The following is a 12,246-nucleotide window of genomic DNA, read 5'->3' on the forward strand; positions in this document are numbered from 1 at the left end:
AACGACCCGCCGCCGAGGCGGGTTTTGTGTTTCTGGCGCCTTGGCAGCCGCCGGCCGCCAACTTTGTATGCTGGCGGGCCGTAGGGCGCGACCTTTGCGGGAAATCCAATGAGCCAACGCTACGCCACGATCATCACCGACGATGACGGTCGCGAAATCGTCAGCGCCATCGGCGCGTTCGAGGGCGCGCCGCCGAAGGTGCGGTTGGGGCGCGTCGAGCCGGTTGCATCGGGCGTGCTGATTGGCATGGTGCGGGATGCTGGAGGTGGCTTTGGTTTTTCCCAGGCCGGCATTGGCGGCCACGCCATGGGTCTCGTCCTGGCGCGGCTCAGGGCGCAGGCCAGCGTGGCAAAACGCGCCAGTGCGCCAGAACCCGCCGCGACCGCAAAGCCGAAGCGCGCGAAGAGGGCCAAGGTGGCGAAAAGGAAATCCCGCGCGAGGAACCCGGCCAGATCGGTGCCGAAGACCGGCTTGGCGGCTTGCGCAAACGCAGCCAGCACCATGGATCAAGTCGATGGCTGACGAAGCCGCCGCCGGGCCGGCGCGCCGCATGACAAAGCCGGCAAGGCGCAAGCCCGTCGCCAGGGCTGCCTTGGCGCCGAAGACTCGCGCGACGCGGACGAAGAAGACGCTGGGCGATGACTTTCTCGCCGCCTTGCGGGCCGATTTCCGCGCGCATGGCGCCGGCGTCATCGCCGAGGTGCGGGCCGACAAGCCCGACCAGTATCTGAAGATCGTGCTGTCGGTGCTGCCCAGGGATTTCGATGCCGCCATCAACCATCTGGACGCCTTTTCGGATATTCTGTTCGAGGTGATCGTGCAGAAGTTCAAGTCGGCGACGGAAGACTGAAAGGCCGCCGAAGCGGGCTTTCGCATTTCCGATGGTTGCTTCATGAGGCAGGCTGCACTGCGAGAACGCGCTGATGGCTGCGCAGCCCGATATATGTGCCTCTCAATGGAATCTGGTTTTGAAGACGCGAAAGACCTCGCACCAGAGGCGGAAATCGGCCAGTCGCCCGGCGAAGTGTGCTTCCATGGCGCAGTAGGCCGCTGCGGTCTGCGCTTCCGGCCCATAGAGCTCGATTGCGGCAATTACTGCATCGTTGGGATCGGCAAAATCTGAAAGCCTCAGTGCCGCGCCATTGTCTGTCCGGAGCATCGAGCAATACCTTCTGTTCAGCGCCTTCATGCCGCATATGTGGCGCAAATCATGCCTGCGGCCCAGCGGCTTGGTTGCTAGTGGGGACTGGCAGCGGAAGGCCACTGGGCCTGACCGGCAGGGCCTTGAGATGGCAGCGCCGACTGGTGAAGATATTTGCACCCCTGCTCTTATCAGCGAAACGTGCGAACGAAGGAAGGGCGAGGCGCGCTGGCTGCGGCCGGCGGGTTTTTCGACAGCTGCTCGCTCCTTGAAAAACCGCGATTCAATTAGCTCCCGCTGAAATCGCTCCGAAACGCCTTTTTCGGGGCGGAATGGGGCACCAATCGAATGATGCGCTGGCCTCCCGTATCATTGCAAAATACATGGCCGGCATCATTGGGGAAACCGAACTGATTTCGATCTCCAGGCAACCATGTTGAGCCAAATCGCTCGTCGATCGCATGTCGCCGGTATTCGGAACGGAAACAGGCTTCGCAGCTTCTATCTGAGCGAAGCTTGTTGAGGCAGGGCCTAATGTTCAGTGACAAGGAAACCCGATTATTAGAGGCTGGGCTGTTCATGGCGGTGCCGCTCTCAATCCTCATCGCGGTCTTGGTGGTTAGCCTTACGTTTGGCTGGTTTGGGTGACGGATTGCACGCGGCGGGGCGCGATCGACGGCCAGTATCTTCACGTTCATTCCTGCCTACGAAGGCTTGCCGTGCGTCCGAGAATTCGCGCCTGACGGCTCGATCGAGCCAATGCCCGCCTCGGCCCGCGCCGAGGCGGGCTTTTTGCGTTTGTGGCGCCCGCCCGGCCACTGCTATATCCCGATGAAAGGTTGCCGAACTCGCGGCGGCGTTGATCCAGCCCGGGGTTACGGATGCAGATTGAACGATATGATGGGGACCGCGAAATACTGCTGCCGCTGTTTGCCCTTGCCGACGATTCCCCCACGCAGGTTTCCAGCTATATCGATGAGGGCGAGGTGCTGGTCGCGCGAGAGGGCAACAGGATCATCGGCCACGTGCAGCTCATCGAGACAGGCGAGGGCGGTGTCTTCGAGCTCAAGAGCCTGGCGGTCCGTCCGGCAAGACAGAGCGAGGGGCTGGGGCGTGCCCTTGTCGCGGCGGCGGTCACCCGCTGCCGCGAGCGTTACGGCCGGCGCCTGATCGTGTCGACCGCGGCGGCCGATATCGGCAATTTGCGATTTTACCAAAGACAGGGCTTTCGAATGTCTCGCATCGTGCAGGATGCCTTCGGGCCATCGACCGGTTACCCCGAAGGCTTGCTTGTGAACGGCATTCCGCTGCGCGACCAGGTGGTTTTCGAACGCGATCTCGGCGCGGATTGAGGGTGAGATCGTCGACCTCGCGCTCCAGCTTTGGGCGCAAACCATCCGATAGCCCGCTCCGGTTCGCCGGGCGGGCTATTTTCGCGTTTCTGGGCCTAGGCGAGGATGTTGACTGCGCGGGCGGCGACCAGTGCGATCGTCAGTAGCGATATCATCGACTCGGCCATCATCAAAAGCTTGGCGCGCTGCGACAGCGGCAAGGTGTCGGTCGGCGAAAATGCCGTCGCATTGGTGAAGGCGAGGAAGAAATAATCGACGAAGCCCGGCAGCCAGTCGCGGATCTCGCGGTCGTTCAAGGTCATTTGCGGGAACAGGAAGTCGGAATGGGCGCGATTGACGAGGCCGCATGTCGGCGGCCCGCCGCGGTCCGTGCTCCAGAACCACAAGGCAAAGACGATGACGTTGGTGACCCAGATGTTGAGCGCGTCGATCAGCAGCGTCTGGCCGCTGGAGCCGGCATGGCCCGCCAGCAAGGCGCGCACCAGGAACACCAGCGAACCACAATTCATGACGCTGACGACGCCGGTCATCACCAGCGCCGTCCTGCGGATGATGACGCGAAACCGGCCGACCAGATACCAGTGCTCCTCCTCGACCGCTTTCTGGCTGGCGACCTGTGTCCAGGCGGTGGCGACGGACAGGGGCACGAGCAGGGCGGCCTCCAGCGCCGGCGCCAGCCAGCGCGGGCCGAACGAAAGATCGTTGATCACCAGGAGCTGCAAACAGATGATGACGAGGACAGCCGCACGTGCCAGCCAGAAGTCGAGCGCGCGATGGTGGATGACGGCATGGTGGTGACGCATCGATATCAGGGATGTTCAGACAGGACCAAATGGGCGGGTGTTCTGCCGGGGGAGGGCAGCGGAGCGCCGAAATTCCTGCCCAATCTTGGTTTTGCAATGGCTTGCAAGTATACTTTTTCGTAAGCTTTGATTATGGGGACTGTTCGGCAAACCGGACGATGTGATTTAAGCGCCGCATGGTGGGAATAAACGACTCCATGGATGGTTGGGCGCCGGCGGGGCTGACTTCCGCCGGCCTCGACTCGTCATCGGTATGGCCCGGCCTGCTCCGCCATCCCTGGTATTTGCTGGCGCTTTTGTGCCTGGTGCAGATCCTGTGCTGGACGGTGGCGCCGGCACTGATCGATCCCGCCCCGCCCGGCGATGTGGTGGAAGGTTTCATGTGGGGCCGCGAATGGGTGCTGTTGACCTACAAGCACCCACAGCTTCCAGGCTGGCTGCTCGAAACCAGCCATCTTCTGACCGGATCGTTCCGCTGGCCGCAATATCTGGTTGCCCAGCTGACGATCTCGTCGACCTTCGTCCTGGTCTACCTGCTGGCCCGCGACATGCTCGGGCAAAGCCGTGCGCTGGCCGCCGTGCTTTTGATGCCGTCGCTCTATTTCTTCGGCTGGCCGACCCCGCAATTCAATCATGACTACGCGCAGATGCCGTTCTGGGCGGCCATCTGCTGGCTGCTCTGGCGCGCCGGCCGTGGCGGCGGGCCGGGCTGGTGGCTGGCGCTTGGACTGGTGTCGGGCGTCGGGCTCTATGCCAAGTTCTCCACCGGCCTGCTGCTTGCCTTCGGCGCGCTCTGGCTGTTGCGCGACGCACGCGCGCGCAGCCGGCTGGCGACGCCCTGGCCATGGCTCGGCCTTGCCGTTTTTCTCGCCGTTGCCACACCGCTGGCCATCGCGCTCTACCGCATCGATTTCCTGCCGCTGACCTATTTCGCCGCCCGCGACCAATGGGTGGCCGAACACCGGGCGCGCCTTTATTACATAGGTGTCCAGATGGCCGGACTCTCCGGCCTTCTTCTGGTGCTGGCAATATCAGGCCTGCTGCGGCGCTCGCCCGCCCCCGAAGTGCCCGTCGAGCGCAGCATTCTGGTCTATCTCGTGTGGATGGGGCTCGGCCCGGGGACCCTGATCATGGTGGCCTCGTTGTTCATTGGCACCGGCGAGTCCTGGGGCGCGCCGATGTACAATCTTGTCGGTGTCACGGTGCTGGCCTTCCTCGGCCACCGGCTCGGCGCCATCGAGATGCGAAGGCTGGCGATCTGCGCGTTCCTCTGCATCGTCACCGTGTCGGGCGCCTATGCTGCGCTGCGCTGGACGGGCTGCAATGTGCGGGGGCGCTTGGATGCCGTCTGCTGGCCGGCGGAGCCGATCGCGGACGAGGCCGAGGCGGTCTGGCACGCGGCGGCGCCCGGCCGGCTCGACATTGTCGGCGGCGATACCCAGGTGGCCTTGCTGGCTGGCCTCAATGCCTATGACAAGCCGTCGATCTTCACCGATCTTGACACCCGGTTGGCGCCCTGGATCACCAGGCAGCGCTTGCGCGACCACGGCATGCTGATGGTTTGGCGAGGACATGGCGTGCCGCCGCAGTTGCGGACATGGCTGGGCAACCTCCCGGTCAAGACCGTTCTTTTCAATTGGTCGCGCACGGCGCCGCCTTTGGCAATCAGCTTTGCTGCCATTCCGCCGGGCACGCTCTATCCGCAGCTTGCCGTCGACAGCCCGACCCGGCATCTGCCCAACTGAAACGGTTCGATCCCCGATCGCGTCGTGATATCGTTCGTTCATGGCCGCGTTGTTTCCACGCGACTGGACGAAGCGGACGACAATGCCCATCTATTGGGAAATCCAATTTTGTCTGCGCAATTCCGGGCGGGAAACGCTCGCATGAGCTGGAATTGCTTTTTGAGGAGACGTGACATGGCGACTTCGACCGAACGCGCAGTGCTTGCCGGTGGCTGTTTCTGGGGCATGCAGGATCTGATACGGCGCTATCCCGGCGTCATCTCCACGCGCGTCGGCTATAGTGGCGGCGATGTGGCCAACGCCACCTATCGCAACCACGGCACCCATGCCGAAGCCATCGAGATCAATTTCGATCCGGCAGTGATCAGCTATCGCACGCTGCTGGAGCGCTTTTTCCAGATCCACGACCCGACGACGCGCAACCGCCAGGGCAATGATGTCGGGTTGAGCTACCGTTCGGCGATCTACTATACGAGCGACGAGCAGAAGCTCGTCGCCGAAGATACCATTGCCGATGTCGATGCCTCCGGCCTGTGGCCAGGCAAGGTCGTCACGGAAGTCGCGCCGGCCGGTGCCTTCTGGGATGCCGAGCCCGAGCATCAGGACTATCTGGAGAAATATCCAAACGGCTACACCTGCCACTTCGTCAGGCCGGGCTGGAAGCTGCCGGTTCGCGAGAAGGCCGCATCCTAACGATTGGGCAAAAAGCATCGTTGGGAATGATATCGAAAAGCCGCCGGATGTCCGGCGGCTTTTTCAGTTTGGGCAATCACTTACTTGCCGCAGTTGTTGTCGTTCACGGTGGGGCCGTCGCGTTGCCGTTGGCATCGGACTGCGCGCCTTGCGGATTGGTCGGGCAATTGCGATCCGCATCGGAGTTCATGTCGCCCGGCGCGATGGTCGTGCTGTTGGTAATTGCCGGATCGACCGTATCGGGCGAAGCCGGCGTGCTCGGGTCTACAGTCACTGACCGGCCGCTGCCGCCGGACCCATCCATGGCGTTTGCGGTGTTGCTGGTGCAACGCTTTTGGCCCGGTGCGCTGAAAAAACGGCTTCCCCTTCCGTTGGAATGGTGCTTTAACGCGCTCATCCACAGGGGTGCTCCGTACGGTCGGGGCTGAGACGGGGGCGGCAAGCCCACAGACCCTAGAAGCTGATCTGGGTAATACCAGCGGAGCGAGGCGGGCGATGTTTTCAGGCGCACAGATTTCCCTTTATCCCATGGCCGACGATTTCGTCGGTGTCATCTTGGGCGCGCTCGGCGCGCTCGACCCCTACCGGGACAGGCTCCGTATCGAGACCGACGACATCTCGACCTTGCTGGTCGGGCCACCCGAAGTGTTGTTCCCGGCGCTGCGCGACCTGTTCGTGGCGGCGGCGCGGAGCGGCAAGCATTGCGTGCTGTCGGCCGCCATTTCGCGCGGCTGTCCCGGCGAGCCGGACGATCCGATCTGCCGCTCCGACGCGTTTGGCGGGCCTGTCGGGCCGCTCGGGCCGCGCAAGGAAGCCGCCATCACCGCCGTGCGCAATGCTGCTGCCACCGGCCAGCCGGCGGCGGCGCAATTCTCGCTCTATGTGATGGGCACCGGCGACCACATGGATGAGATCTATGGCTGCATCGATTTCCTGAAACAGTCCGGCGTCTACGATCGCTCCAAGAACTTCTGCACCAAACTGCGCGGCGATACCGGCGCGATCTTTTCGGCGCTGAATGAAGCCTTCTGCCGCTTCGGGCCGGGCGCCGGCCACGTAACCCTTGACGTCACGGTTTCCGCCAACAGCCCCACCGCTGTCTGAACAGAACGCGCCTTCGTCGCGCGGCCGTCAAGGTTATCCTCTCTTGGTCTCATCGTCGTCAAGCCGCCCGCGGCAGCTCGCGGGTCTCTTCGCCAAGGCAGCACCGGCCGTGATGTCGGTCGGGTTGCTGCTCGTGGCCTGGGAACTCTACGCAAATTATTCCGGCATCAAACCGACGATCCTGCCGGCGCCGTCGCGCGTCTTCGAACAGGCAATGCTCAATCGCGAGGCGCTGATCGACAACGCCATTCCCACCATCCGCGCCACGCTGATGGGCTTTGCCTGCTCGCTCGGCGCCGCTTTCGCGCTGTCTATGCTGGTCGACTTCTTCCAGCCGCTGCGGCGGGCGCTGTTTCCTGTCTTCATCGTCAGCCAGACCTTGCCGCTGGTGGCCATCGCGCCGCTGGTGGTGTTGTGGTTCGGCTTCGGTTTGACGCCGAAGATCATGCTGGTGGCACTGGTCACCTTCTTCCCGATGCTGGTGGCTCTGGTGCAGGGCTACGAGGCGACCGAGGTGGAGATCGGTCAGATGCTGCGCGCCATGGGGGCAGGGTGCTGGCGTGTCTTCGTGCTGGCGCGGCTGCCTTCGGCACTGCCGTATTTCTTCGCCGGCCTGCGGATATCCATCACCTATGCCGTGGTCGGCGCCATCTTCGCCGAATATGCCGGTGCGGCCAAGGGACTAGGCATCTACATGCTCAACGCCAAGAACAATTTCCGCCCCGATCTGGTGCTGGCCGCGGTCGGCGTCAGTGCCGCACTCACGCTGATCCTGTTTGGGCTGACGGCGCTCTTGCAGCGCCTCGCCATGCCCTGGGAACGGATCGACCGCCAGCCGGCAGGGAAGGGGCCGGGGCGATGAGCCGGCTCGAATTGCGGCATGTGCGCAAGGCGTTTGGCGGCCTCGACGTGCTCGCCGACATTTCGCTCAGCGTCGGTGCCGGCGAATTCGTCTCGATCCTTGGGCCTTCGGGTGCCGGCAAGTCGACGCTGTTCCAGCTTCTGACGGGTGCCGAGCATGGCGAAGGCGAGATGTTGTTCGACGACATGCCGCTCGACGACCATGGCCGGCATTTCGCATTCATGCCGCAGCGCGACGCCCTGATGCCGTGGCGGCGCATCCTCGACAACACGACACTCGGGCTGGAAGTGCAAGGCGTCGGACGCCAGGCGGCGCGGGCGCGGGTCGCGCCGCTGCTTGCCGAGTTCGGGCTTGCCGGCTTCGAGCGGCATTTTCCGGCACAGCTTTCCGGCGGCATGCGCCAGCGCGCGGCGCTTTTGCGCACCGTGGTGCAGGAGCGCGACATGCTTTTGCTCGACGAGCCGTTTGGCGCGCTCGACGCACTGACCCGCGCGGCCATGCAGCGCTGGCTCGAGCAGATGTGGCGGCACCATCGTTGGACGGCGCTGCTGATCACCCATGATGTGCGCGAGGCGGTGTTCCTGTCCGACCGCATCTATGTGCTGTCGGCGCGCCCGGCCCGTGTGCTGCGCGAGATCACGGTGCCCTTGCCGCGTCCGCGCGATCCGACCGGCGCCGCCGCGCAACAGGCCGGCGCACTCGAGGCCGAGATCCTCGACATCTTGCTCAACCCCCAACCATCCAAAGGACATGACCATGACTGATCTGACACGCCGGCAGGCTTTGCTGCTCACCCTTGCCAGCGGTCTTCCGCTGATCGCCGGAGCGAGCCGTGTCTTCGCCGCCACGCAAAAAATCACCGTCGCGCTGGACTGGACTGTCAACACCAACCACATCGGGCTGTTCGTCGCCCGCGACAAGGGATTTTACCGCGAGGCCGGCCTCGAGGTCGACATTTTGCCCTACAGTGATACCGGCGCCGGCACGCTCGTCGCCAACCGCGTTGCCGATTTCGGCATCAACGGCACCATCAGCCTGTTCACCCAGAAGACCGCCGGGGCCGACTTGAAGGCCGTCTACGCCGTGGTGCAGTCGGAAACCGGCCGCGTGGTCTTCAATGCGGCGCGCAGCGAGATCAAAAGTCCGAAGGACCTTGACGGCCTGACCTATGGCGGTTTCGGCAGCGCCTGGGAAAACGCACTGATCTCGACCATCATCCGCCATGACGGCGGCAAGGGCAATTTCGAAGGGGTGACGCTCGGCACTTCCGCCTATGAAGCGCTGGCCAATGGCTCTGTCGACTTCACGCTCGAAGTCTCGACCTGGGAGGGCGTCGAGGCCGAACTCAAAGGCATCAAGCAGCGCAGCTTCGTCTATGCCAACTACGGTGTGCCCGACGAGCATACGACGCTGATCTCCTCGAGCGAAGCCTATCTCAAAGCAAACCCGGCACTGGCGTCGGCTTTTATTCAGGCAACGCGGCGCGGTTATCAGTTCACCATCGATCATCCAGCCGAAGCCGCAGCGCTGCTGATCGCCGCCAACAAGGATGCCTTGACCAGTCCGGCGTTGATCGAGGCGTCGCTGAAGGCGCTGATCGACGGGCATTATCTGCGCGCGAAGAACGGCGCCATCGGCACGATGGATCCGGCCAAGATGGACGCCATCGGCGACTATCTCTTCAAAGCGGGCATCTTGCGCGACGCTGATGGTAAGATCCTGACGCAGCGCCCTGATTTCACGAAGTATTTCGTAAATCTGAATTTGGGATGAGGCTGGACAAGCATCACCCGGTATCGGACGGCCTGTTCCGTTAGGTTCGCATGCGGGGGGCGTCCCGCACCCGCATGCTTTCGCAGGAGTTGTCCCGTTTGATGCCGATCCGATCGTCCCGGTTAACCCCCCGGCAATGGTTGCGTGCAATGGTCGCTTCGAGGGATCATCGGGGTGTTTGCGTTGCTCACGTCAAAAAGTGAAGCGTTTTCGCATAATAATGAGGGCGGATTTTTCTCCGCGGCGCGAAAGCGTGACATACTGGTCGATCTGCGCGAAGGCTTTTTTCGCCTCTGTGCCCTGGCCTGCGCGGGGCTGTTCGTCTATCGCGGCATGTCCCAGCTCGTGGAGGACCCGACCCGGATCAACGCCGCGCTGGTGGCGATTTCCGAGATCCTCACTTTCACCTGGCTGCTTCTGTCGCGGCGTCCGGTGACGCGTGACTGGAATCCGCTTACGGTCGTCGTCTCCGTGACCGCCAGTTTCGGTGTCGCGTTGATCAGCCTCCAGCCTGGCATAGCGCTTGTTCCGGTCTATTTCGCCGCGCCGCTGCAGTTTGTTGCGCTGTTGTTCGTCATCTGGGGCAAGATATCGCTTGGCCGTTCCTTTGCCATCCTGCCTGGCAATCGCGGCGTGATGACGGGCGGCGCCTACCGGATTGTGCGGCACCCGATCTATGCCGGCTACCTCGCCGGCCATGTGCTTTATCTGCTGTCGGCCTTTTCCTTCCACAACCTCGCTGTCTATGCGGTAATCACCTACATGCAGCTGTATCGCATCCTGCGCGAGGAGGCCCTTTTGGCCGCCGAACCGGAGTATCGCGCTTACATGGAACGTGTGCGCTACAGGCTGTTCTACCGCCTGTTTTAAGGGCAGGATTGTCGATTGAAGAGGCTGGGGTCCGCGATCGGTCGGTCGCCATACCGGTCCGCGCGTCGGCATTGGTGGCGGAACCAATCCAAGCAATCCGTCCAGCTCGAGCAATCCCTCGTACGCGAGCAATCCCAATCATCCAAGCCTGCCGGGCGTCGTGGCCCAGATGTCCAACAGCCAGGTGGCGCGCATGAAGAAGCGCTGTGTCGACGTGCTCAGCAGCGAGGGCAGCTATGATCGCGACCTGCGTCAGCTCTGCCTTTTGATCGCCCGTCGCTGAAGCCAGGGGCGCCAGGAATCGACGTGCCCAATCGGCGTGAACCTTTTTGACGGTCTGACCTCCGGCCGTTCGGAAGCCCGTCTCTCGGGCGGGCTTCCCGCGTGTCGGGCGCTGTCAATTCCTACCCCGTATCTGTCGGGGTATCGGATCCTTCCTTCGCCGGCGAACATTAGGGGCGGAACGGTAAGGCGGCTCGAACGTTCTCATTTTCGAAACACCGCAAGTGACGGTGTTCGAAACCGGCGCACCAGCGCCCACGGGAGCGGGAACCATGACCTTAGGCACAATACTCATCATCCTTCTTGTCCTCGCGCTGCTTGGCGGCTTTAGCGGGCTCGGCGGCGGGCCGTTTTATGGAACCGGCTACTATGGCGGCGGCGGGCTCGGGCTTGTGCTGCTGATCATCATCATCCTCGTCGTACTAGGGCGCATCTAGCGGCTTACAAGCCGCCGGGATGATCGCAATCCCGTGACCATGTCGGGGCCGAGGCGCACCGGATTGTGATGCAAGCCAGCCGGCTTGTGATCCGCCGTCACGCGGGACTGGCGTATGGTGATTTCGGTCCACACCCCCCGTGGAAACAAGAGGAGAGGGTCCCCCCCTTCATCCTCCTCCAAGGCCCGCCCCGGTATCCCGGAGCGGGCATTTTGCCGGGGAGACGCTTGTGCCGTCGGTGTCGCTGATGGTTCCACCCGGGCTTCCAGCTGTCTGACCAACGCCTCGACGAAGGCTGGCCGGAGCCCTTGCTCGGCACGTCATTGGCGATCTTGCTGACGCCATTGTCCGAAACAGGCAATTTCCAGTCGCTGCCTGGGGTCTCGGCATCGCATTGACAGGAGGCTTACAGCCATATATTGAACAGGACTATACAGGTTCATTGAACAGGTATGCATATGAAGCGGCGCATGGTTCAACTGTCTCCCGGAACGGGCAAGCCCGAGCAGATCGCGACCGTTCTGGAACATGAAATCCGCTCCGGCGTGCTCGGCTTCGGAGACCGCCTGCAAAGCGAGAACGAGCTCGTCCAGCGCTTCTCCGTCAGCCGCAACACGGTCCGCAAGGGCCTCGAGGAACTGTCCAGCCGTGGGCTGATCACCACCAAGGTCGGCATCGGCTCCTTCGTCACCTTCGACGGCAAGCCGGTCGACGACGCGATCGGCTGGTCGCGGGCGCTGGCCAATGCCGGCGCCAATGCCGAAACGAGGACGCTGCGGCTGGAGATCATCGAAGACGCCGATCTCGCTGCCTTGCTGGAGATCGAAAGCCCCTTCTTCATCGCCGTCGACCGTGTGCGCACCAATGCCAGCGATGGCCACGCGATTTCCATCGAGCGCAGCCGCCTGCCGCTGTCGCCGGAGCTTGAGGATGTGCCGCTGCGCGGCCTGCGCGAAGGATCGCTGCACCAGACGCTGCGCGGCGCCGGCCTCATCCCCGACCATGGCGAGGAATGGGTCGGCATCGAGATGCTCAACGCCGAGGACGCGGCCATCCTGGGTTGCCCGCAAGGCACGCCCTTCCTGCGCGGGCGGCGGCTGACGCGCGCGGCCGACGACCGGCCGATCGAATATGTCACCAGCCTGCTCAATCCGGCGCATTTCGCGCTGCATATGAGGTTCTGA

General features: G+C 63.2%; 15 protein-coding genes and 1 riboswitch. Of the genes, 12 read left to right on the forward strand and 3 right to left on the reverse strand.

The features are described 5' to 3' along the window. The first annotated feature begins 108 nt into the window (after positions 1 to 108). Together CK227_RS17925 and CK227_RS17930 are read left to right on the forward strand one after the other, a co-directional pair. Positions 109 to 522 (forward strand): hypothetical protein, encoded by a 414-nt coding sequence (locus tag CK227_RS17925; protein ID WP_095773801.1) that lies wholly within the window; start codon positions 109 to 111, stop codon positions 520 to 522. Further along, a complete protein-coding gene (locus CK227_RS17930; protein WP_095773802.1) occupies positions 515 to 850 on the forward strand; it encodes a hypothetical protein in 336 nt (111 codons plus the stop codon). The genes CK227_RS17925 and CK227_RS17930 overlap by 8 nt, the downstream gene beginning before the upstream one ends. A gap of 102 nt (positions 851 to 952) precedes the next feature. On the opposite strand, the gene CK227_RS17935 is transcribed toward CK227_RS17930, so the two are convergent. Further along, positions 953 to 1,189: a hypothetical protein gene (locus tag CK227_RS17935; protein ID WP_095773803.1), complete on the reverse strand. Its 237-nt coding sequence runs from the start codon at positions 1,187 to 1,189 to the stop codon at positions 953 to 955. Positions 1,190 to 2,022: 833 nt separating this feature from the next. Between CK227_RS17935 and CK227_RS17940 the strand changes: the two genes are divergently transcribed. Next, positions 2,023 to 2,493 (forward strand): GNAT family N-acetyltransferase, encoded by a 471-nt coding sequence (locus CK227_RS17940; RefSeq protein ID WP_095773804.1) that lies wholly within the window; start codon positions 2,023 to 2,025, stop codon positions 2,491 to 2,493. A 95-nt stretch (positions 2,494 to 2,588) separates the two neighbouring features. On the opposite strand, the gene CK227_RS17945 is transcribed toward CK227_RS17940, so the two are convergent. Beyond that, positions 2,589 to 3,296: a hypothetical protein gene (locus CK227_RS17945; RefSeq protein WP_095773805.1), complete on the reverse strand. Its 708-nt coding sequence runs from the start codon at positions 3,294 to 3,296 to the stop codon at positions 2,589 to 2,591. Between the two features lie 197 nt (positions 3,297 to 3,493). On the opposite strand from CK227_RS17945, the gene CK227_RS17950 reads away from it, so the two are divergent. Both CK227_RS17950 and msrA read left to right on the forward strand, forming a co-directional pair. Then, on the forward strand, positions 3,494 to 5,041 hold the full coding sequence (locus CK227_RS17950) for a glycosyltransferase family 39 protein (RefSeq protein WP_095773806.1): 1,548 nt from the start codon (positions 3,494 to 3,496) through the stop codon (positions 5,039 to 5,041). Between the two features lie 174 nt (positions 5,042 to 5,215). Continuing rightward, positions 5,216 to 5,734 carry a peptide-methionine (S)-S-oxide reductase MsrA gene (msrA, locus tag CK227_RS17955; protein WP_095773807.1) on the forward strand — a complete coding sequence of 173 codons (519 nt, stop codon included), beginning with the start codon at positions 5,216 to 5,218 and terminating at the stop codon, positions 5,732 to 5,734. A 103-nt stretch (positions 5,735 to 5,837) separates the two neighbouring features. On the opposite strand, the gene CK227_RS17960 is transcribed toward msrA, so the two are convergent. Beyond that, complete coding sequence (locus tag CK227_RS17960; RefSeq protein ID WP_245318171.1) at positions 5,838 to 6,131, reverse strand: hypothetical protein; 294 nt, start codon at positions 6,129 to 6,131, stop codon at positions 5,838 to 5,840. Next, positions 6,126 to 6,239, forward strand: a riboswitch (TPP riboswitch). It overlaps the preceding gene by 6 nt. Here CK227_RS17960 and CK227_RS17965 point away from each other — a divergent pair. The 7 genes from CK227_RS17965 (at position 6,230) to CK227_RS18005 (ending at position 12,246) form a co-directional block, all read left to right on the forward strand. Then, positions 6,230 to 6,838, forward strand: coding sequence for a YkoF family thiamine/hydroxymethylpyrimidine-binding protein (locus CK227_RS17965; RefSeq protein ID WP_095773808.1), 609 nt, complete (start codon positions 6,230 to 6,232; stop codon positions 6,836 to 6,838). (Overlaps the previous riboswitch by 10 nt.) A gap of 43 nt (positions 6,839 to 6,881) precedes the next feature. Beyond that, entirely contained in the window at positions 6,882 to 7,700 is an 819-nt protein-coding gene (locus CK227_RS17970) for an ABC transporter permease (protein WP_179295864.1), read from the forward strand. Continuing rightward, entirely contained in the window at positions 7,697 to 8,464 is a 768-nt protein-coding gene (locus CK227_RS17975; RefSeq protein ID WP_095773809.1) for an ABC transporter ATP-binding protein, read from the forward strand. The genes CK227_RS17970 and CK227_RS17975 overlap by 4 nt, the downstream gene beginning before the upstream one ends. Further along, a complete protein-coding gene (locus CK227_RS17980; protein ID WP_095774019.1) occupies positions 8,457 to 9,473 on the forward strand; it encodes an ABC transporter substrate-binding protein in 1,017 nt (338 codons plus the stop codon). The genes CK227_RS17975 and CK227_RS17980 overlap by 8 nt, the downstream gene beginning before the upstream one ends. A 174-nt stretch (positions 9,474 to 9,647) precedes the next feature. Beyond that, on the forward strand, positions 9,648 to 10,343 hold the full coding sequence (locus CK227_RS17985) for an isoprenylcysteine carboxylmethyltransferase family protein (RefSeq protein ID WP_095773810.1): 696 nt from the start codon (positions 9,648 to 9,650) through the stop codon (positions 10,341 to 10,343). A 554-nt stretch (positions 10,344 to 10,897) separates the two neighbouring features. Next, complete coding sequence (locus CK227_RS17995) at positions 10,898 to 11,062, forward strand: DUF3309 family protein (RefSeq protein ID WP_095774020.1); 165 nt, start codon at positions 10,898 to 10,900, stop codon at positions 11,060 to 11,062. A 458-nt stretch (positions 11,063 to 11,520) separates the two neighbouring features. After that, a complete protein-coding gene (locus CK227_RS18005) occupies positions 11,521 to 12,246 on the forward strand; it encodes a GntR family transcriptional regulator (protein WP_095774021.1) in 726 nt (241 codons plus the stop codon).

This window comes from Mesorhizobium sp. WSM4308 (genome assembly GCF_002294905.1).
GTDB lineage: Bacteria > Pseudomonadota > Alphaproteobacteria > Rhizobiales > Rhizobiaceae > Mesorhizobium.

Excerpts from the sequence above, each read along its gene's own strand:
- CK227_RS17925 (WP_095773801.1), top strand. The coding sequence starts at position 109 with ATGAGCCAACGCTACGCCACGATCATCACCGACGATGACGGTCGCGAA.
- CK227_RS17930 (WP_095773802.1), top strand. The coding sequence starts at position 515 with ATGGCTGACGAAGCCGCCGCCGGGCCGGCGCGCCGCATGACAAAGCCG.
- CK227_RS17935 (WP_095773803.1), bottom strand. The coding sequence starts at position 1,189 with ATGAAGGCGCTGAACAGAAGGTATTGCTCGATGCTCCGGACAGACAAT.
- CK227_RS17940 (WP_095773804.1), top strand. The coding sequence starts at position 2,023 with ATGCAGATTGAACGATATGATGGGGACCGCGAAATACTGCTGCCGCTG.
- CK227_RS17945 (WP_095773805.1), bottom strand. The coding sequence starts at position 3,296 with ATGCGTCACCACCATGCCGTCATCCACCATCGCGCGCTCGACTTCTGG.
- CK227_RS17950 (WP_095773806.1), top strand. The coding sequence starts at position 3,494 with ATGGATGGTTGGGCGCCGGCGGGGCTGACTTCCGCCGGCCTCGACTCG.
- msrA (WP_095773807.1), top strand. The coding sequence starts at position 5,216 with ATGGCGACTTCGACCGAACGCGCAGTGCTTGCCGGTGGCTGTTTCTGG.
- CK227_RS17960 (WP_245318171.1), bottom strand. The coding sequence starts at position 6,131 with ATGAGCGCGTTAAAGCACCATTCCAACGGAAGGGGAAGCCGTTTTTTC.
- CK227_RS17965 (WP_095773808.1), top strand. The coding sequence starts at position 6,230 with ATGTTTTCAGGCGCACAGATTTCCCTTTATCCCATGGCCGACGATTTC.
- CK227_RS17975 (WP_095773809.1), top strand. The coding sequence starts at position 7,697 with ATGAGCCGGCTCGAATTGCGGCATGTGCGCAAGGCGTTTGGCGGCCTC.
- CK227_RS17980 (WP_095774019.1), top strand. The coding sequence starts at position 8,457 with ATGACTGATCTGACACGCCGGCAGGCTTTGCTGCTCACCCTTGCCAGC.
- CK227_RS17995 (WP_095774020.1), top strand. The coding sequence starts at position 10,898 with ATGACCTTAGGCACAATACTCATCATCCTTCTTGTCCTCGCGCTGCTT.
- CK227_RS18005 (WP_095774021.1), top strand. The coding sequence starts at position 11,521 with ATGAAGCGGCGCATGGTTCAACTGTCTCCCGGAACGGGCAAGCCCGAG.